Source organism: Paenibacillus sp. J31R98, from assembly GCF_056269245.1.
In genome coordinates this window covers 218,568-236,954 of record NZ_JBWDNO010000003.1, presented here as the reverse complement: position 1 = coordinate 236,954, position 18,387 = coordinate 218,568, and the positions used below count along the sequence as shown (strand labels likewise).

Annotated in this window: 22 protein-coding genes and 1 tRNA gene; 11 read left to right on the top strand and 12 right to left on the bottom strand. The window is 52.9% G+C overall.

Translation table 11 applies throughout. The features are described 5' to 3' along the window. Nucleotides 1-4: 4 nt before the first annotated feature. Nucleotides 5-223: a hypothetical protein gene (locus tag AC0YNX_RS14750; RefSeq protein ID WP_475816442.1), complete on the bottom strand. Its 219-nt coding sequence runs from the start codon at nt 221-223 to the stop codon at nt 5-7. A gap of 247 nt (nt 224-470) precedes the next feature. On the opposite strand from AC0YNX_RS14750, the gene AC0YNX_RS14745 reads away from it, so the two are divergent. From AC0YNX_RS14745 to AC0YNX_RS14730, 4 genes are all read left to right on the top strand, one after another. Next, a complete protein-coding gene (locus AC0YNX_RS14745; protein WP_475816441.1) occupies nt 471-2,039 on the top strand; it encodes a sensor histidine kinase in 1,569 nt (522 codons plus the stop codon). A gap of 113 nt (nt 2,040-2,152) precedes the next feature. After that, nucleotides 2,153-2,227, top strand: a tRNA-Thr gene (locus AC0YNX_RS14740). Between the two features lie 684 nt (nt 2,228-2,911). Continuing rightward, the gene (locus AC0YNX_RS14735; protein ID WP_475816440.1) at nt 2,912-3,700 is read left to right on the top strand and encodes a leucine-rich repeat domain-containing protein; all 789 of its coding nucleotides are present in this window, start codon (nt 2,912-2,914) and stop codon (nt 3,698-3,700) included. Nucleotides 3,701-3,883: 183 nt separating this feature from the next. After that, nucleotides 3,884-4,273 carry a hypothetical protein gene (locus AC0YNX_RS14730; RefSeq protein WP_475816439.1) on the top strand — a complete coding sequence of 130 codons (390 nt, stop codon included), beginning with the start codon at nt 3,884-3,886 and terminating at the stop codon, nt 4,271-4,273. A 171-nt stretch (nt 4,274-4,444) separates the two neighbouring features. Here the strand turns inward: AC0YNX_RS14730 and AC0YNX_RS14725 are convergent, their stop codons facing one another. The 4 genes from AC0YNX_RS14725 to AC0YNX_RS14710 are packed head-to-tail and all read right to left on the bottom strand — an operon-like array spanning nt 4,445 to nt 7,155. Beyond that, entirely contained in the window at nt 4,445-4,981 is a 537-nt protein-coding gene (locus AC0YNX_RS14725; protein ID WP_475816438.1) for a hypothetical protein, read from the bottom strand. Between the two features lie 19 nt (nt 4,982-5,000). Then, nucleotides 5,001-5,633: an NUDIX hydrolase gene (locus AC0YNX_RS14720; RefSeq protein ID WP_475816437.1), complete on the bottom strand. Its 633-nt coding sequence runs from the start codon at nt 5,631-5,633 to the stop codon at nt 5,001-5,003. A 3-nt stretch (nt 5,634-5,636) separates the two neighbouring features. Beyond that, the gene (gene mscL, locus AC0YNX_RS14715) at nt 5,637-6,134 is read right to left on the bottom strand and encodes a large conductance mechanosensitive channel protein MscL (RefSeq protein ID WP_475816436.1); all 498 of its coding nucleotides are present in this window, start codon (nt 6,132-6,134) and stop codon (nt 5,637-5,639) included. Between the two features lie 55 nt (nt 6,135-6,189). Next, nucleotides 6,190-7,155, bottom strand: coding sequence for a diacylglycerol/lipid kinase family protein (locus AC0YNX_RS14710; protein WP_475816435.1), 966 nt, complete (start codon nt 7,153-7,155; stop codon nt 6,190-6,192). 110 nt (nt 7,156-7,265) lie between these two features. Here AC0YNX_RS14710 and AC0YNX_RS14705 point away from each other — a divergent pair, with 110 nt between their 5' ends. Together AC0YNX_RS14705 and AC0YNX_RS14700 are read left to right on the top strand one after the other, a co-directional pair. Then, nucleotides 7,266-8,411 carry a DNA alkylation repair protein gene (locus tag AC0YNX_RS14705; protein ID WP_475816434.1) on the top strand — a complete coding sequence of 382 codons (1,146 nt, stop codon included), beginning with the start codon at nt 7,266-7,268 and terminating at the stop codon, nt 8,409-8,411. Beyond that, nucleotides 8,408-9,448 carry an FUSC family protein gene (locus AC0YNX_RS14700; RefSeq protein WP_475816433.1) on the top strand — a complete coding sequence of 347 codons (1,041 nt, stop codon included), beginning with the start codon at nt 8,408-8,410 and terminating at the stop codon, nt 9,446-9,448. The genes AC0YNX_RS14705 and AC0YNX_RS14700 overlap by 4 nt, the downstream gene beginning before the upstream one ends. 121 nt (nt 9,449-9,569) lie before the next feature. Here AC0YNX_RS14700 and AC0YNX_RS14695 read toward each other — a convergent pair whose 3' ends face one another. From AC0YNX_RS14695 to ilvA, 6 genes are all read right to left on the bottom strand, one after another. Beyond that, nucleotides 9,570-9,857, bottom strand: a complete 288-nt coding sequence (locus AC0YNX_RS14695; protein ID WP_475816432.1) for a transposase — start codon at nt 9,855-9,857, stop codon at nt 9,570-9,572. 48 nt (nt 9,858-9,905) lie between these two features. Then, nucleotides 9,906-10,049, bottom strand: a complete 144-nt coding sequence (locus AC0YNX_RS14690) for a hypothetical protein (protein ID WP_475816431.1) — start codon at nt 10,047-10,049, stop codon at nt 9,906-9,908. 92 nt (nt 10,050-10,141) lie between these two features. Continuing rightward, nucleotides 10,142-10,456, bottom strand: a complete 315-nt coding sequence (locus tag AC0YNX_RS14685; protein WP_475816430.1) for a zinc ribbon domain-containing protein — start codon at nt 10,454-10,456, stop codon at nt 10,142-10,144. A gap of 19 nt (nt 10,457-10,475) precedes the next feature. Further along, complete coding sequence (locus tag AC0YNX_RS14680) at nt 10,476-11,081, bottom strand: TVP38/TMEM64 family protein (RefSeq protein WP_475816429.1); 606 nt, start codon at nt 11,079-11,081, stop codon at nt 10,476-10,478. A 40-nt stretch (nt 11,082-11,121) separates the two neighbouring features. After that, nucleotides 11,122-12,294, bottom strand: coding sequence for an MFS transporter (locus AC0YNX_RS14675; RefSeq protein ID WP_475816428.1), 1,173 nt, complete (start codon nt 12,292-12,294; stop codon nt 11,122-11,124). A gap of 279 nt (nt 12,295-12,573) precedes the next feature. After that, the gene (gene ilvA / locus AC0YNX_RS14670) at nt 12,574-13,848 is read right to left on the bottom strand and encodes a threonine ammonia-lyase IlvA (RefSeq protein ID WP_475816427.1); all 1,275 of its coding nucleotides are present in this window, start codon (nt 13,846-13,848) and stop codon (nt 12,574-12,576) included. Nucleotides 13,849-14,272: 424 nt separating this feature from the next. Here ilvA and AC0YNX_RS14665 point away from each other — a divergent pair, with 424 nt between their 5' ends. From AC0YNX_RS14665 to AC0YNX_RS14645, 5 genes are all read left to right on the top strand, one after another. Next, complete coding sequence (locus AC0YNX_RS14665; RefSeq protein ID WP_475816426.1) at nt 14,273-14,917, top strand: DUF2238 domain-containing protein; 645 nt, start codon at nt 14,273-14,275, stop codon at nt 14,915-14,917. A 30-nt stretch (nt 14,918-14,947) separates the two neighbouring features. Then, nucleotides 14,948-15,523 (top strand): histidine phosphatase family protein, encoded by a 576-nt coding sequence (locus AC0YNX_RS14660; RefSeq protein ID WP_475816425.1) that lies wholly within the window; start codon nt 14,948-14,950, stop codon nt 15,521-15,523. Next, complete coding sequence (locus AC0YNX_RS14655; protein ID WP_475816424.1) at nt 15,514-15,933, top strand: GNAT family N-acetyltransferase; 420 nt, start codon at nt 15,514-15,516, stop codon at nt 15,931-15,933. Before AC0YNX_RS14660 ends, AC0YNX_RS14655 begins: the two co-directional genes overlap by 10 nt. Nucleotides 15,934-15,993: 60 nt before the next feature. Beyond that, nucleotides 15,994-16,779 carry a GNAT family N-acetyltransferase gene (locus AC0YNX_RS14650; RefSeq protein WP_475816423.1) on the top strand — a complete coding sequence of 262 codons (786 nt, stop codon included), beginning with the start codon at nt 15,994-15,996 and terminating at the stop codon, nt 16,777-16,779. A 91-nt stretch (nt 16,780-16,870) separates the two neighbouring features. Continuing rightward, nucleotides 16,871-17,122: a hypothetical protein gene (locus AC0YNX_RS14645; protein WP_475816422.1), complete on the top strand. Its 252-nt coding sequence runs from the start codon at nt 16,871-16,873 to the stop codon at nt 17,120-17,122. A gap of 237 nt (nt 17,123-17,359) precedes the next feature. Here AC0YNX_RS14645 and AC0YNX_RS14640 read toward each other — a convergent pair whose 3' ends face one another. Next, on the bottom strand, nt 17,360-18,382 hold the full coding sequence (locus AC0YNX_RS14640) for an electron transfer flavoprotein subunit alpha/FixB family protein (RefSeq protein WP_475816421.1): 1,023 nt from the start codon (nt 18,380-18,382) through the stop codon (nt 17,360-17,362). Nucleotides 18,383-18,387 lie beyond the last annotated feature (5 nt).

The following is an 18,387-nucleotide window of genomic DNA, read 5'->3' as shown; positions in this document are numbered from 1 at the left end:
GAAATTAGCATACTTCGAGATAAAGCTTGGTGCCATCACTATATTGCAGGATCGCCACATCGCGAACCATTTCTACTGATTTAATTCGTTTCCACTTTTTGCGAAAATCGAAATTGAATTCCATTTCCAATAATTTATTATGCAGAAGCTCCATATAGGAAAGTTGCTCGGATGGGTAGTGGACTAGAACAGTACGATTCTTGAAGGTAATGGCTTTAGTCATCGCTGTAGCGCCTCCGTTTATTTGATGTCCTCATTGTAATGAAAATCTTTTAGTCCCTTATAAAATGGAAATGAGTCTTCTGTTTGTTTTGCTTACCCTTTTCTAACAAATTCATACATTATTCGCGCTGTTTCGCGAGCGACGCTCGTGGTATTATTTGCTCAAATGTGCGGAATAATCCTCATGCTGAGTCACGATCTCGAAATACGGGTAATGACCTGCAGAAGATGGGCGGGAGGCGTGAAAATTGGCAAACGCTAAAGCGCTATTAACCAATATTTGTTTGCTTATTGCGCTGGCTTATTTATTCGATTTGGGGTACAGGTACCTCTTTCAATATGCTTCCAATCGAGCAAAATACATACTGACGACGTCGATGTTTATCCTTGGCGGCTGGACGGCGATGGCTTTCGGAACTAGGACGGAAGGCCTGTATTTGCTTGATCTGCGATTCGTACCGATTATTATCGCTGTGTTAGTCATCCAAGAACCGTTAACGATTGCGATTATCGGCTTCGGCATTGGGGTAGGGAGGCTGTTTCTCGGGGTCGATGAAGCGGCAATTGCTGCTTGCTTGAATATGACCGTTGTTGGCCTTGTCAGTGCTTGGCTATGCGCTTATTTGCGCTGGAAGCCGTGGCGGTTCGAGTATAAGAGCCTCGTCACGGTGCTAGTGGTAAATTTATTGTATGCCTTGGATACAACACTGACACTGGAAACGCTCGACTTGATCCCAGTTGGCACCTACTGGAGGGAGTTTGGCTACTACTCGCTGCCCATTCGTATTGTGCTGAGCGGATTATTGATCTACATTATCCGGGATTTTCAGAAGGAACAGCAGCGTGTAGATGAGCTGCGGACGATGAACATGCTGCTTCGCAGACAGACTCGGGAGCTGCGCGAGGCGAAGCGGGAAGTCGAGGAGAAGGCGCGGGAGCTGATGCTCGCGAACAAGTACAAGTCGGAGTTTCTTGCGAATATGTCGCATGAATTGAAGACGCCGCTGAACAGCATTATTCTGCTGTCGCAGCTGATGCAAGAGAGCGACGGCGAGCGGGTCAGCACGGAGGATGTTCGCTACGCAGAGCTAATCAATGGAGCAGGAAATGACCTGCTTCAGCTAATCAACGATATTCTGGACCTGTCGAAGGTGGAAGCCGGCAAAATGGACGTCTACTTCGAGCCGCTCTCGACGCGAGAGCTCGTCCAGACGCTGCAGGAGCAATATATGCCGCATGCGAATCGGAAGAATCTCGTCTTCGAGACGGAGATTGCCCCGAACGTGCCGGAAGTGATGCAGAGCGACGCGCTGCGAGTCAATCAGATCTTGCGGAACCTGCTTGTGAATGCGATCAAGTTCACCGAACAAGGGACCGTCAAGCTTGTCGTGAAGCTGGAGGGCGGCGTACCGCTTGAGCCTTCTGCGCTGAAGAAGCGCCGGCTTCGCAGCTGGAATCCGGTAGCGTGGGGGCGCCCGGCGGTGCGGATTACCTCGCCGCAGCGAATATCGTTCTCCGTTGTAGATACGGGAATCGGCATTGAGCTTGAGAAGCAGCAGCTCATCTTCGAAGCGTTCCAGCAGGAGGACGGTTCGATTAACCGCAACTACGGCGGCACGGGGCTAGGGTTGTCGATCAGCCTGCAGCTTGCCCGGCTGCTCGAAGGTACGCTGTCGCTTGTGAGTCAGAAAGGCGAGGGCAGCACGTTCACTCTCTATCTGCCGGTTACGCCGCAGGTGACAAGCAGCGTGGCGCTCGGGGAGAACGGCCAGCCGGAACCTCCGGATAAGGGAAATAGGCGCTTGTCCCGTGCCTGATCGCATGGGATGAAGCGCCTTTTTTTGCAGAGATTTAAGTGATGTAAACGCTCTTAAAAAGAGCATTGACGGCTGCTTGAGCGATGCAGTATATTATAGTCGTCATCAGGTACGCTGGTGTAGCTCAGGGGCAGAGCAACGCACTCGTAATGCGTAGGTCGGGGGTTCGATTCCCTTCACCAGCACCATAAATTAGAAAAATAAGTAGATACGTAAGGCAAAGTATTCTTAATAAATATACGGTGTATCATTTCACCAAAAAATGAAACTTCTTGCGCTAATTTGCGGGAGGTTTTTTTGTGTCCAAAGAACCTTCGTTCAGCGTATTAATGAGTAATAGATTATCATTAATATTAAAGTTTTATTAAAGTTATTAATTATATGTAAAAAATGTATTGATAGTTTTTTATATATGAAATATATTGGAAATCGAAGTAAATAAATAATAAGGAGACTGATGAAATGAGAATTACATCTAAAGTATTAACAGCAACTGCTCTATTATCTATCTCACTCTCTTCCAGTGTTTTTGCCATGGATAACAGAACGTCGAATGCATCTAACGGGGAAATTACGTCGTATGCCTATATCGACGATGTTATTAATTACACATCAACTTCACAACGAAAGACAGGTCTATTTGACTGGGAGACTCTAGCAGATACTACTACGTACTACAAGACAATTTCATTTCAGAACACGTATACTCTAAAGGAAATAAAAACGTCTTATACTGCACAAACAGGTGGTCCAATCACTTATTATCGCAATTTAATTAATACTTACTACTATACAATTAGCTAAAATTATTTAAATAAAGTAGCTTTGGATTATTAATCCCAAGCTACTTTTTATGTAATAAGGAGAATGCTATGAAGAACCTAATCGGAATTTTATTTGTACTACTCTGTACAGCAATTCTGTTCTTCTATAATCATCATACCGATAAAGAACCTTACCGTTTCAGTAACCCGAAAGTTGGCGAAAGCATTAGAGCAGTGTTGAATATTCCTGCAAATCGTGCATTAAAGGAAGACGACCTGCAGAAGGTGGAACAACTCTCCCTGAAAGATATCGGGTTAGTGAATTTGGAAGATCTTCGGGATATGACGAACTTGAGGGAGCTCGACCTCTCCAACAACCACCTGCGGTCTTTGGATGGGATTGAGAAGCTAACGAAGCTAGAGCTGTTGTTCTTCGCCAAGAACGAGATTAATAATCTGTCTCCACTAGCAAAACTCATGTCGTTGAAAAATGTAGACTTCGTTAATAATCAGGTTGCGAGTATTCAACCAATTGAAGGCTTAAACCAGCTTGAATCATTAACCTTTGATGAGAATCAAATCTCTGATCTAGGTCCGCTGGCAGGGATGAAGCAACTTATAATACTGGGAGTAGGCGGTAATCCGATTACAAACATTACACCGCTGTTCGGCATGAGACAATTGCAGTGGTTAGCGGTTGAAAAGTTGCAATTACAAGACCTCAAGTGGGTTTCAAAATTGCCGAATCTTACTGTCCTCTATGCGTATGATAATCAAATCAGAGATATCGAACCGCTGAAATACCTTACGAAACTGGCCTCGTTGAAAATCCAGAACAACCCGATTGAGAGCTATGAAATACTAGATCAGATGAAGATTGAGAAAGTCATCAAATAAATAGGCGAGTCACATGCAATGACTCCACAATTGCAGCTTAACATAGGCCAATCAAGGGTCAGGGCGTAGGCGCCGCGAAAACAGCGGGTTACAGGTTGTGCTTTTGACGGTGGTAGGTTGCCTTATACCAATCTATCTCTCCTCTCATAAGTTATGGTAGATCTCTCGAGAGGAGGAAATCTAGTGTCAGCTAAATTGAAAGTGAGTAACGTGAAAGCAGTTCGGACTCGCAATGCGAAGGTCTCCAACGAAGGTATGCGCAGCGGCCGCAGCAAATGCTGTGATCGTCGTGACGGTGCTGTCGAAGGTATCCAAGAAGCAGGTCGTGATCTCTCTGATCTGTTCTGTCATCTTCGTAACGAAGAGGTAGCAGCCAAACTCGTGCGCGGTATCCGCTGCAGAAACCGTAAGCTCGTCAATTCTTTGATCGGCGACAACTGTGAAGTCGTCTGTTTCTTCCACCAAGGCAGATTTGCGTGTGTACGGATTGCTTGTGTGTTCGGAAATTGCTGTGATGTTCGGATTACGTTCGATATTTGTGTGTCCATGGGCAACTGTAACAATGTATTCTAGTTTTGTTTTGCGAACCGGCTGTATCTGTTGCAGGCTGTCTCACTCTAAGTGGGATGGCCTGTTTTGTTGTTGTGAACCTATACTGGCGAGGCGGCATAAGCTGTAGTAATGGACATATGACTACGGAGGTGACTTGGTATGCCGATGATACCGAATTTCCCGCAAGCATTACTAGATGAGCATATGCGCTGGCACCACGCGAATCATTTTGATAATCCTGCGCTGCTGCCGCCAGGTTATGGCCAGCAGTTTATGCAATTTCACCGCTACTTTATTCGAAAAGCATTGCAGTGGTATAACGCTCAGGGCTACGATCCGCAGCTTGTAGCGGGTTGGCCTAATGTGCCGCCCGAAGTTATTCGTAACGCCCGTTGTTATAACCGTGCGGCTGAAGCCCGCGTAGTGAATAACCCGCAATCCTTCGCAACGTTGGATCAGCTGGGCTTGTTCATTGAAGGCTCGAACCTTCACGGCTGCATGCATCAGGAAGCGGCGAGATGGTTTAACGAGGAGGCGCTGAACGACTTCGACATTGCGCCTGCCACTACGATGTTCTACAAAATCCACGGATTGATCGATCAATGGTATACGAACTGGGAGCGTGCAACAGGTCAAGCGAACGCGGGACGAAGCGGAAGCGATGCCGCTGGCATAGCTGCCGCGCTGCCACAGCAGAAGCGGGAGAAGAGGGGCAAAGCGATCGCCCATAAAAAAAGCGCCTTACCGCTCAAAGCTCGAGCAGTAAAGCGCGGAATACGCCGGAATAGTAGCTTGCTGGCCTTGGCACGAAGTCCGAAGCCTTTACTTGAACGGAAGCCGCTATCGGCTGTTGATCAGAGCCAAGCCGGAAACCGGCCGCCTCTGCGTGATCCTGACGTCCCTCGAACAGCGCAATCATCGCTTCGAGATCGGCTTCGTAAATCCCGGCCACTTCTTCCGGCTGCAGGGTTAGCGAAGCGATCGGCGCGTCGTAAATAAAGCCGAACACCTCGCTCGCCTCGCGGTCGATGAAGGCCGCGCCTTTGGCGAAGCCCGCAGTTTCCTTGCGGGCTTCGCCAAGCGGGATGAGCGCATCGAACGGGACATGCGCTCCGAGCTCTTCATCGATCTCCCGAGCGGCGTCTTGCATCGTTTCACCGGCGCTTAGATGGCCGGCGGCCGTGACGTCGAAGTGGCTCGGGAACGTATCCTTATCGATGCTGCGCTGCTGGAACAGGACAAGCTTGCGCTCGCCGTCTCGCCGCGCCAGCCAGCAATGAATGGAGCGATGCCACAGCCCGCGAGCATGCACATCGCTGCGGCTAGCCGTGCCGAGCCAATTGCCGGCTTCGTCGTAGTAATCGAACTGCTCTTCCTCCATCACTTAAGCCAATCCTTCCTGCACGCCATCCGGCATCTCAGTCAGATGCGAAGTACAGTGACCGCAGCGCGTTGCTTTGATTGGAATCTTCGTCAAGCAGTACGGGCAGTCCTTCTCAGTCGGCTCTGGAGCTGCGACAACCTCTGCCTCCTTGTTGCCTATGCGGCGCAGTGTATTAGCTCCCTTGACGATCATGAAGATACAGAAAGCCACAATGGTGAAATCGAGGATAACGTTGATAAAATTGCCGTATGCAATGACAGGTATCGTTTTGGCTTGTGCAGCCGCTAAGGTCTCCGGACGATCGTCAACATGCTTAAGTAGAAAAAACTTATCAACCAGATTGACGTTGCCCATCAGCTTGCTGATCGGAGGCATAATAATGTCATTGACCAATGAGGTTACGATTTTGCCGAATGCGCCCCCTATGATAACCCCGACAGCAAGATCGAGCACATTGCCTCGGACGGCAAACTCTCTAAACTCTTTTAAAATTTTCATGATGCTATCAACTCCTTCTGCCCTATTATATCGGAATCGCAAAGGCGATCAAAGATTATCTCACCAAAAGCAGCCGATTTGAAGCAGCCTCCACCTCAAGCGGCACCTCGCAGACCGGCTCGCCGTCTCCGAACGCGGAGATAGGAGCAGCTCCCTCCACAGAATCGGCGGTTACCGATATACGTTGTCCGCGCAGCATCGTCACGAAAGGCAGCCGCACATGCTTGCCCGTAAGCAGCGTTGGGAAGAGGCGCAGCAGCTGCAGCGGCGTACATGTATGTACAATGCAGATATCAAGCAATCCATCGGAAGGCGATGCCTCCGGGCAGATACGCAGACCGCCGCCGTAAGCGGACACGTTGCAGATCGCAGCCATCCAGCCGCGTTTGTAAGCATGCGGCGTACCGTCAATTGTCACCGTCATCGGACGAGGGCGATAGGTCAGCAGCATCTGGAAGAGAGCGATGACATAGGCAAGCGAGCCGACGCCAAGCCGATTACATAGCTGTTTATAAGAGGAACGATTCACCGCGGAGGCAATCGCTGCGTCGAAGCCGACGGCGAGCGCGGTCAATATGGGCTTCGGCTGAACGTTATCGCTGCCACTGCACCTGCCGCCGAGCATAATGAGATCGACCGGCACTGCCTCGCCCTGCAGCACGCGTTCAAGCGCCGCGAGCGGCTGCTTCGGAATGCCGAAGGCTCGCGCAGTGTCGTTGCCGGAGCCGGCGGGGATGAGACCCAGCGGAACGCCGCTGCCTTGCAGAGCCGGCAGGATACTATGAATCGTACCGTCGCCGCCGATTACTGTAACCGCTCTCACCTCTGCGCGTGCTTCATCGCTGCTGCTTGTCCTGCTCCGTTCCAGCAAGCTGCACACTTCTTCGCACGCAGACTCAGCCGAATCCGCAATGACGGCTTGATATGGAAGATTTCTGCGGCGCAGCTCGGCTTCAACAAGCTTCCATATTATTTTCCCACGGCCGCTTCCGGCTCGTTCATTCACCGCGAATATCCACATGATGCGACTCCTCCTCTAACTAGCCCTCATTATAAGGGGCTCTGGACATGCACGCCAACTTCTTTTTGCAGCAGAATCGGCTATAATAACGGAAGGAGGTTAGACAAGATATGGCTGAACCGTTAAAAGCAATGTATGACCTGCCGTTCCTGCGGCAATTCGCGGCGCGCGTCGCCTCCGCGTGGGCGCCTTTTGAACAAGAGGCGTTTATTGGGCTCGTCATGGAAGACGGCTGGGAGGAGCTCGAGCTGAAAGGCCGAATCCGGCGCATTACGCACTCACTTGGGGCAACTTTGCCTGCATCATACCCGGAGGCGCTCGGTGTATTGCTTGCTATTCATGAGCAGTGCGCAGGCTTCCCGTATTTATTTTTCCCTGATTTTGTAGAGGTGTATGGATTAGAAGAGCATCATCACGAGCGTTCCTTGGATGCACTCGAGCGCTTCACGGCGCAGTCCTCAGCGGAGTTCGCAATCCGGCCGTTTCTGCTGCAGGCGCCAGAGCGCACGCTCGGCCGAATGATGGAATGGGCGCTAAGCCCGAATGAGCATATCCGCCGGCTTGCCAGCGAAGGCTGTAGACCGCGCCTGCCGTGGGCGCCTGCATTAACGATGTACAAGAAGGACCCGTCGCCGATTGTTCCGCTCCTTGAGCTGCTGAAGTGCGATTCGTCGCTCTATGTACGCAAGAGTGTTGCTAATAATTTGAACGATATTGCCAAGGATCATCCAGAGGTTGTTAAAGAAATCGCGAAGCGCTGGATGGGCCATCATCCGTGGACGGACTGGATTGTCCGCCATGGCTGCCGCACGCTTATTAAAGCGGCGGATCCAGCTATTATGGCGCTGTTCGGTTACGAGGAGCACAGCGCGGACGCAGACGCGGAAGGCTTCGTCGAGCATGCGTCGCTTGAGGCACTTCAGGCGGAAGTGCGTATTGGCGAAGATAGCGAGCTGCGCTTCGAAGTGAAGCTGCGCCAGTCATCAAGCACGGAGCTGCTGCGGCTTCGCGTGGAGCTCGGCGTCTTCTACGTGAAGTCTGGGGGCAAGGTATCGGAGAAACGGTTCCTCGTCACCGACAAGAAAGCAGCACCGGGCACCCGCTTCGGGGGCTCGAAGAAGCTGAGCTGGAAGGACTTATCGACGCGTAAGCATTATGAGGGGTTACATAGACTGACGCTTGTGGTGAACGGTCTTGCGGTTGCCGAGACGAACATACAGTTGCTTGAGTCTGGAACAAGGAGCGGTGTGGTATGACAATTGGCGCACGAGTTCTGAAGACGGGGCTAGCCGTCGCCCTGGCCGTCTACCTGAGCAACATGCTTGGCTTTCCATCTCCGATTATCGCAGCAGTAGCTTCGATCTTCACCATCCAGCCGTCCATTTCCCGCTCGTGGCAGCAGGTCGTGGACCAGCTACAAACGAATTTGCTCGGCGCAGCTGTCGCCCTGGCGGCAGTTCGTCTGTTCGGGACGGCGCCGATTGCAGTCGGACTTGTTTGTATTATTGTCATTCTAGTTAGCATCAAGCTGCGGATGGAAAGCACCATCGGCCTTACGCTCGTCACAGTTGTAGCGGTAATGGAAGCGAATCAGGGAGGCTGGACATTCGCGCTGGATCGCGTCCTTATGGTACTGACAGGGATGGCGGCTGCTTTCGCCGTGAACACGCTCATTATTCCGCCGCGTCCGCGCAAGCAGTTCGTCAGTCAAGTTCAGGAGGCCTACAACCAGCTGTCGCTCCTGCTGCGTCTTGCCATCTCGAATGAGATGAAGGAGGATGTGCATCGCAGGGAGAAGGAGAAGCTGGAGGGTATCCTGCGCAAGCTGGATGAGTCGTACTTGCTGTTCGAGGAGGAGCGATCGCTGCTTCCGAAGCGCAAGGTAGCACGAGCGAGGCAGCTCATTCTATCCAAGCATCTCATCAAAGCGCTGCATAAAGGCGTCGATCTGCTCGAGGTTGTAGAGGAGCATTATTTCTCGGCGGCGGATGCGGAGATGTGGGCGAAGCGGTTCGATGCCCAGATCGAGGAGCTCGCGAAGTATCATGAACATATCTTGCTCAAGCTAGCCGGCAAAATGAAGCCGTTCGCTTCAATCGAGCCGGAGCAGGAGCGGGAGGATCGGCTCATTGAGCAGCTGACGAATTACTTACAAGAAGAACACGCTCATAATAAGCGCCTTGTGTTCGTTGCCTCGTCGATGTTGGAGTACGGTTATCATCTGCGCCGCCTCGACAAAGTAGCGGACCAGGTGCAGCAGCGCGAAGGCGCAGCAGAGCTGAGCCTGCAATAGCACATACTACTATCAATAGCATTAGAAAAAACGCCCTTGTATCGTCAGGCGAGAAGAGCATCTGCTCATCGCTGACAGGTACAAGGGCGTTTATCGTCATGCTGCTAGTGCTGCTTGGCTATTATTTATCAACATCGTCCGGATGTCTGCGCGGATGCTGCAGATGTGCTTCATGCTGAGTGATTTCCTTCTTCGGCGTAAGCCGCTCATCGGTCTTGCCTTCATGGTGATTATCAAAGTCAAGCTGGATGAGCTCCCATTCCGTCGTACCGATCGATGGGTCAGCAGGGAAGACATCATTGCGCTTCAGATGCTCCTCGCGTCCAAGCTCGTTCTTATAGACACCATCTACCTCAACGGGCTCACCTGATACCGGGTCCATCTGATTATGCCCTAATTGTTCGTTCATCACGTTCTCCTCCTGAAAAGTCTCATCGGTCAGCCGCAGCCTTACGCCTTACAGGCCATGTTTAGGAACAGCGGCGCGGTCAGCAGCGGATTGCACTGAACTCGCCTCAGCTTTGCCTGCGCCTGTCCGATCTGCTTTCGACTGCGCCTTGCTCGCTTTCACTTGCAAGTGGGAAGGTTGTTCGCCTGACATACGGTGGCCTCCTGATCGATAGGTCATAATAATTGAAATGCCTTTCTCAGTGTGCCACGAGAGGGGAGAAACTATGTAGCGGGTGGTTACAGCTATAACAGCCGCAGCCCGCAGGACGGACAATCGACATCTTGATGGGTGACAGGATCGCCGCAGGCGGGACATGGCTCCGTGAAGGGCTGCTTAGCCGCTGCTTGCAAGGCGCTGTCATTCTGAGCTCGAAGTTCCTCGGTGGTCTCCTTGCTCGCCGCTTGCGCTGCGGATCCGCCAAAAAGCGCTTCCACGAACTGCTTTAAATCGGTATGCTTGCCGGAGTCGTCACCGGAAATTCGGACCATCGCTATCATAGCCGCGACGAGCGCTCCAACAACAGCAAGAACAACAACAGTAGCAATCGTATTCATCATGGCAGAGGTTCCTCGCTTATTATTTCAGTTGATAGCGTGACTCAAGCTTCTTGCCACCGAACCACATGACAATAAACAGGACGAGGGCAAGGATGATCCGCCATGGCTGCTCCGTCAGCTTGCCAATGTCGAAGCTGAGCACCGAGACGCTGAGAATCATGACGGCTTTGCCCAGCAGTACCGCGAGGACGAATGAGCCGAAGGAAATACGGCTAAGGCCGGAGACGACATTAATGATGGCTGAAGGCGAGAATGGGAAACAAGCGAATAGAAAGATCGGCGTAAAGCCGCGTTTCTCAATAAACACGAGCAGCTTTGAGGCGCGCGGGAATTTGCGGCGGATCCAGCCGCTTAGATGTCCTCCGAGCTTGCGCGAGATCCAGAACAACAGAATCGAGCCGCTGCATACGCCGATCCAGGATAGCAGCGAGCCTAGCCATAGCCCATAGATATTCGCGTTGGCGGCGACGAATACAAGCAGCGGCAGCACCGGAAGGAACGATTCTGCGAGCGGCAGCAGAATGCCCGGCAGCGGGCCGTATGCCTTATAGCTCTCCAGCGTCTTCTGCATATGCTCAAGATCTAAATTTTTAAACGAGTGAATCCAATCTTGAAAGTGATCCATCCTTGTAACTCTCCCCTAACCTCATCCCGATAAGCTCGTTTTATTCTTTCTCTTTAAACGCACGGAATGGGAACCAAATGTAGAAAAATCCAATAACGGCGTACATGATGCCGCTGTACCACAGCACAGAAGACTGACCCTGCCAAGTAGCAAGCGTACCGCCGATTACTGGCCCGATCATGCCGCCAATGCCTTCAACAGTGGAGAAGATGCCCCAGCCGAGCCCTTGCTGCTTCGGAGGGACGTAATTGGCGAGCAGCGCGTTCCAAGCAGGCAGCAGCGTCGCATACGAGAGGCCGAGTACGCCGGTAAGCACGATGCACTCCCACATCGGCGGAGCGAGCGAGAGCATATAAAGCGAGACGCCAATGAAGACAAAGCCGAGCACGAGGAACCACTTCTTGCCGCCAAGGATGTCCGACAAGCGGCCAAGCGGAATAAGGCCAAGCACCGTGCAGGCTCCTCCGGCTGTAAGAAGCAGCGAATATTGCGCACCGTTCATGTCAAGCTTGTGTTCGGCGAAGCTCGGTAGAATCGGAACGAGCATTCCAGCTCCCATTGTCTGCAGCACCATGCCAGGCAGCAGCAGGCGCATGTGGCGCAGCCGGTCTTTCAAGATGACGAACTGCTCCCGAAGCGGAAGCGATACCGCAGCGCCAGGCGCTTTGCTGTTATTGATGAACAGCGACAGCAGCCAGCAGAGCAGGGCGAATCCGAGGAGCAGGTAGTAGGTGAAGGACTTGCTATAGTCGAGCAGCAGGTTGCTGACGATCGGTCCGGCACCGATGCCGATGAACCAGATCGTGTAGAGAAAGCCCATCTGCATCGCTCTGCGATCATCCGTCACCTTCGTCAAACAAACGATCCAGATTGGTGAGATCCCGACTCCATATAATGCTGCGGCTAAAATGAAGAGCCATGGAGCATGTGCGAATGGGACGAGAAATATGCCGATAAGCGAGACGAATAAGCCGGTATGTACGACGAATCGAATCGAGAACCGGTCAAGCAGATAACCGATCGCCATCTTGAGCGCGGTATCGGTTAGATAGTGGGCGGTTATCGCAATGCCGATGATATCGAGCGATAAACCGAGTATTTTCTCCCCGTAGATCGGCATGAAGCTGATAAGTGCAGCCCCGCGCACGAATTCGACGAAGAACAAAATGACCGAGAACAGAATGATTTCGCGTGAAAATAATCGTTTAGGCATGGTCTTAAATCCCCTTTGCATCCACGATTCGGGCACGGCGGGCGGATAGACGTCTTTATTATATGCAAGCTGGTATAAAAATCCAACCAAGCCCTTCAGCATATTAGACAAAGTGTGCTTGCCCTTCCATTTACGAATCGGATGATCAGTACGTTTCACAAAGTATTATCAGGATTCCCATATTTCGAACGAAACATTGCACAAAAATAGCCCGTCCACTCCGTTAGGAGCAGCCGGGCATGGGATATCAGCAAGCGTTCAGCTAACCTTCAGCAAGGATTAGATGAGCAGGTTGAACAGAACAGGGTCTTTGTTCAGCTCCAGGAAATTGAGGCCTTTCTTATTCATCCGGTCGACAAGCGGTGCGTAATCTTGCCGATTTTTCAGCTCGATGCCGACAAGGGCAGGGCCGTTATCCTTGTTATGCTTCTTCGTATATTCAAACCGTGTAATGTCGTCGTCCGGTCCAAGCACCTCATCAAGGAATTCGCGAAGGGCGCCGGCACGCTGAGGGAAGTTGACCATAAAATAATGCTTCAGCCCTTCAAAGACGAGCGACCGCTCCTTAATCTCTTGCATCCGGTCGACATCGTTGTTGCCGCCGCTGATGACGCAGACGACGGTTTTGCCGGCGATCTGCTCGCGGTACAGGTCCAGCGCCGCAATTGGCAGCGATCCTGCTGGCTCTACAACGATTGCATTCTCGTTGTACAGATCGAGCATTGCCGTGCAGGCTTTGCCCTCCGGCACGATAATGATGTCGTCGAGCATTTCGCGGCACATGCGGAACGTCAGCTCACCGACGCGCTTCACTGCGGCGCCGTCTACGAATTTGTCGATCGTATCCAGCGTGAGCACTTCGCCGGCATCCAGCGCCGCGCGCATCGAAGGCGCGCCTTCGGGCTCAATGCCGATGATCTTCGTGCTTGGCGATACGGCTTTTACATAAGCGGCAACACCTGCAGCAAGACCGCCGCCGCCAATCGTGACGAAGATGTAATCTGGAGCAGCGTCTACGGCCTCCATAATTTCTTTGCCAATCGTGCCGTTGCCCGCGATAATCTTCGGATCGTCGAAAGGATGGATGAAGGCAAGGTCATCCTTGCGGCTCGCTTTGATCGCCTCGTTAAAGGCATCGTCGAACGTGTCGCCGGTCAGAATGATCTCAACATCCGAGCCGCCGAAGAACGCTACTTGGTTGACCTTCTGGCGCGGCGTTGTGCTTGGCATGTAGATTTTGCCCGGGATGCCGAGCGTATGGCAGGAGTAGGCAACGCCTTGCGCGTGGTTGCCTGCGCTCGCGCAGACGACGCCGCGGAGCAGACATTCCTCAGGCAGCGACTTAATCAGATGATAAGCGCCGCGCAGCTTGAAGGAGCGAACCACTTGCAGATCCTCCCGTTTCAACAGCACATTGCAGCCATAACGCTCAGACAGCACCCGATTCTGCTGCAGCGGTGTGCGCGCCGCCACTTCTTTTACATGCATTTGCGCCTGTGCGATCTCCGTCAGTCCAACGGTGTGCGTACCGCTGTAGTCCCATTCATTAACCATAGCCTTCATGCTCCCTTCTTCCTCTCCCCATATCGCGTTTATGACAAATACAAAAAAATCCCGCCCCGAAAGGGACGAGATTCATCTCGCGTTACCACCCTAATTCCGTATGCGCCCCATGCCTGATGGCTGGCTGCTAACATAACGGCTCCTTTGTCGCGTACTATCATACGCGCTCCGTGTAACGGCGGATTCCGTCCGTGCTTACTGACTACAAGGTTCAGCACGGCTTCTCGGGGAGGATACAGCAAACGTTTGGCAAACGCCGGCTTTCAGCAGGTACCGGCTCTCTGGGGGATGCCTTCTTACGGATGCGCTTGTTCCCGTCAGTAGAATTTTCATAATTTCGAATTATTCTTGTTATACTCCCCAGAAGGGGCAGTTGTCAACGTGTTTGTTGGTGACGCTAACTGGAGGGATAACATTGCCATTTCGCCGCAATCATGTGCTGCACATCGAGATCGTTCTTTTCGTCATATTCTGGGTGCTGCTCGCCATCCATCCTCGCATCGTGCTTGACTGGTGGATGGAGAATATATTGATCTTTGCCGCGACCATTGTGCTCGCAATCAGCTATCGCTGGTTCAAATTCAGCAGGGTGTCTTACACGCTGATCCTGTTGCTCATCCTGCTCCATACAATAGGGGCTCATTATGCGTATCAAGAAACGCCGGTCGATCGGTGGATGAAGTCGCTGTTTCAGCTTCGAAGGAACATGTATGACCGCATCGTTCATTGCGGCTTCGGTGTGTTGCTCAGCTACCCTTTGATAGAGCTTCTCACACGCGTTTCCCGAACACGCCTAATTTGGGCGTACATGCTTACTCCTTGGATTTTGCTCGGCTGTGGTGCGCTCTATGAGATCGGAGAGATGTACGTTGTATTTGTTGCGCCGAAGAAAGAAGGGCAAGATTTTCTCGGGATGCAGGGGGACATCTGGGACTCACAGCATGACCTGGAGATGACGTTGTACGGGGCAATTGTCGCTTTAGCTGTGATTGTGTTGTGCAGGAAAACATGGAGGAAAAATACAGAACCATCTCCGTCCAAAATGGAATATAATGAGTGAAACATGCCATTTCTGGGGAGGGATGCAAAGGTGCGAACAAAGCTAATCTTCGCCAGACATGCAGAGTCCATAGGTCCTTTTGTACCTGAGCTTGACCGGACGCGAGGACTGTCAGAGCGTGGACAGGCCTCCTTGAGCCGCATCGGTGATAGCTTGAGAGAGACGCGAATTCATCACGTCGTCTCCAGTCCCTATCAGCGGGCGAAGCTTACGGTGCAAGGGCTGGCGGATGCTCATGGACTGCCGATTACCTGCTATGAAGAATTGCGAGAGCGTCAGCTGCATGGAGCGGAATATCCGCTTGCTGGGGAGGAATTCCTCGGAGTGATTCAGCGGTCATTCGAGGATAAGCGCTTCGCGCTTCCTGGGGGAGAGTCGTTCGAAGAAGCTCAGCAGCGGGCGGTATCAGTTATTAAGAAGCTGCTTCGGGAGCATCGAGGCGAAACCGTCGTTATTGGGACGCACGGCAACATTATGGCGATGATGCTGAACGCTTTCGATGAACGGTATGATTTTGCTTTCTGGAGAAGCACGACGATGCCGGATCTGTATGAAGCCGAATTCGAAGGTGAGCAGCTGGTGGAGGTAAGACGGTTATGGAATTGATCTATCGGGAAATGACAATTGGCGATTACGAGGCAGCTTACTCGCTGTGGATGAAGACCGAAGGGATGGTGCTCAGCAGCGCCGACTCCAAGGAAGAGATCGAAGCTTATTTGCTGCGTAACCCGGGCTTAAGCTTCGTCTGCGAGGAGGAAGGTGAACTGCTAGGCACGATACTCGGCGGTCATGACGGGCGGCGCGGGTTTATCTATCATGTTGCTGTGTCGCTGTATACTCGAGGAAGAGGCATCGGACAGCAACTTGTGCAATTGTCGCTTGGCAAGCTGCGTGAAGCGGGCATTGCCAAATGCCATCTCTTCGTGCTGGAGAACAATGCGATCGGGACCCGGTTCTGGGCTCGGACTGGTTGGGAGAAGCGGGAAGGGATCTTGTTGTTTTCGAAGGATACATAGGTTGGCAGGGAGACACGAGAGCGAGAGAGTAATGGTGTTGGAAAGTGGGGCTTGCCGATTATGCAAATTGATATCTGCAAAGTAGAGCGTCTGGAAGATTACGATCTGAATTCGCTGCTGGTAGAGAGTGAAGCGGAAGGTTATCGCCATATCAGGCGGCTCGTGAACGACTATCTTGATGGTGCCAATCGGTTCGATCAAGAGGGTGAAGCTTTGTTCGTTGCGTGTGTCGATGGACATATGGCTGGCGTTGGCGGGCTCAATCATGAGATGACGGCGCGATCGGAAGGTCGGGTACGGCGAGTCTATGTGGCTCCAGCGTATCGCAGGCAAGGTGTAGCTCGTGCACTTATGAAAGCCATCATAGAGCATGCTGAGAAAGGGAGTCCTTTTGCCTATGATCGACTCGTCCTGCGGACCAGCAATCCGGAGGCGGATTTATTTTATCGTTCGCTGGGGTTCCAAGTGGTAGAAGGAAATGAGAGAATGACTCATGAGTTACTATCAAGCAAACAGTCGAGGAGGAGTAAGGTAATGGATAACAATAGCATTCAACACATGGTGATTTTTGATTTGAAGCATGCGGCAGGATCGGCGGAGGCACAGCAGTTTCTGAGTGATGGCGCACGTCTGTTGACTTCGATTCCGGTGGTGCGGAACTTCCAAGTGTTCAACCAAGTGAGCGTGAAGAACGACTATCAATACGGCTTCTCCATGGTATTCGACAACCAAGCCGACTACGAAGCCTACAATGCTCATCCGGTTCACGTCGATTTCGTTGAAGGCCGCTGGATACCGGAAGTGGCGCGGTTCTTGGAGATTGATTTTAAGAATTATGGGGTGTAGGCGGCGAGATGCGAGCCAATTCACCTGCTTACCAGCTATAATGGAAAAATCCATTATAAGTGGATGGAAAAGGTAGGGGAGCACCATGTCAATGCGGCAGTTTGCGAGCGGCGTAGCTGGGGCTCTTACTGTGCCATGGTTAGCCTATATCGCGCTCCATTTGTACGTAGAATATCGGAACCGTGCCCCGCAAGACTATGCTTATCATGACAGCTACTTTCTGGCGCTTCATGTCGGGTGGGTGGGGTACGTGGCATTCGTTGTCGTGCTATTGGCGGCGTATAGTATCATTGTTGCGAGTTTCAATTGGATATGGAAAAGACGAAAACCAGGCCGCCGTTAGGGGCCTGGTTTTTGTGTTGCTGGCTGTTTGCTGGCTAACGAACCGTAATGACCTTATTCGAATGAATTCGGCACTTTTGAAACGGTAACGAACCCAGGTGACGCTATTGAGCGCTTTCTGGTCCCAAAGAGACTCATTTGGCAGCAATAGCGAGTCTGGGGTTCGTTAGAAATCCGAAGGGAGCTATTTGCGCCCAATAGCGACTCTGGAGTTCGTTAGCGTCAGCTTACGCACGAGTTAAGAACCGGGCTTCTGCAATATCGTACGGAATTGCTCCGTCAGAAGAGGGACAACCTCGAACAGGTCCCCGACAATGCCGTAGTCGGCGACCCCGAAGATCGGCGCTTCGGGGTCTTTGTTGATGGCGACAATGACGCGGGATTGGCTCATGCCCGCGAGGTGCTGGATCGCGCCGCTGATGCCGCAGGCGATATAGAGCTTGGGCGTGACGGTCTTGCCCGTCTGCCCGATCTGCAGCGAGTAATCGCAATAGCCGGCATCGCAGGCGCCTCGTGATGCGCCGACCGCGCCGCCGACGACGGCGGCGAGCTCATCAAGCGGCGCGAAGCCCTCCGCGCTGCGCACCCCTCTGCCGCCGGAGACGATGATGTCGGCCTCGGCGAGATCGATCCGTCCGCTCGCTTTGCGCACCACGTCGCGGACGATGGTCCAGAGCGGCGGCGCTGAGTACGCCAGCGCCGCGATCGTGCCTTCGCTGCCGGGAGCGACCGGCTCCGCGACGGGCAGATTGTTCGGTCGCACAGTGATGACCTGCGGTGCGCCGGGGAGAAACCGCCGCTGCTCGAACGCCTTGCCGGCGTAGAGCGGGCGCGTGAAGATCGCGGCTGCGCCGCCGTCGCCATCGAAGTCGACGGCGGTCACATCCGCGATATGGCCGCCATTCACGGCGGCGGCCACGCGGGGCGCGAGCTCGCGCCCCGCCGCGGTGTGGCCGAGCACGATGATGCTCGGCTGCACCGCAGCAATGGCTGCGCCGATGGCGGCGGCGTACGCCTCTGGCGCATAGCCCGCGAGGGCGGGGTCGCAGGCGACATGCACGACCTCCGCCCCGCGCGCAGCGAGCTCCGCGGCAGCCGCGCCAAGCGTCGCGGAATCGCCGCCGACAACGACGGCGTGCACGCTGCCGCCGTCACCGGCTAGCTGCCGCGCTGCGCCGAGCGCTTCCAGCGCCACGCGCCGCAAAGCCCCCTCCGCGCACTCGGCATACACGAGTGCCGTTCGTTTTCCTGTATCGGTCATCGCGT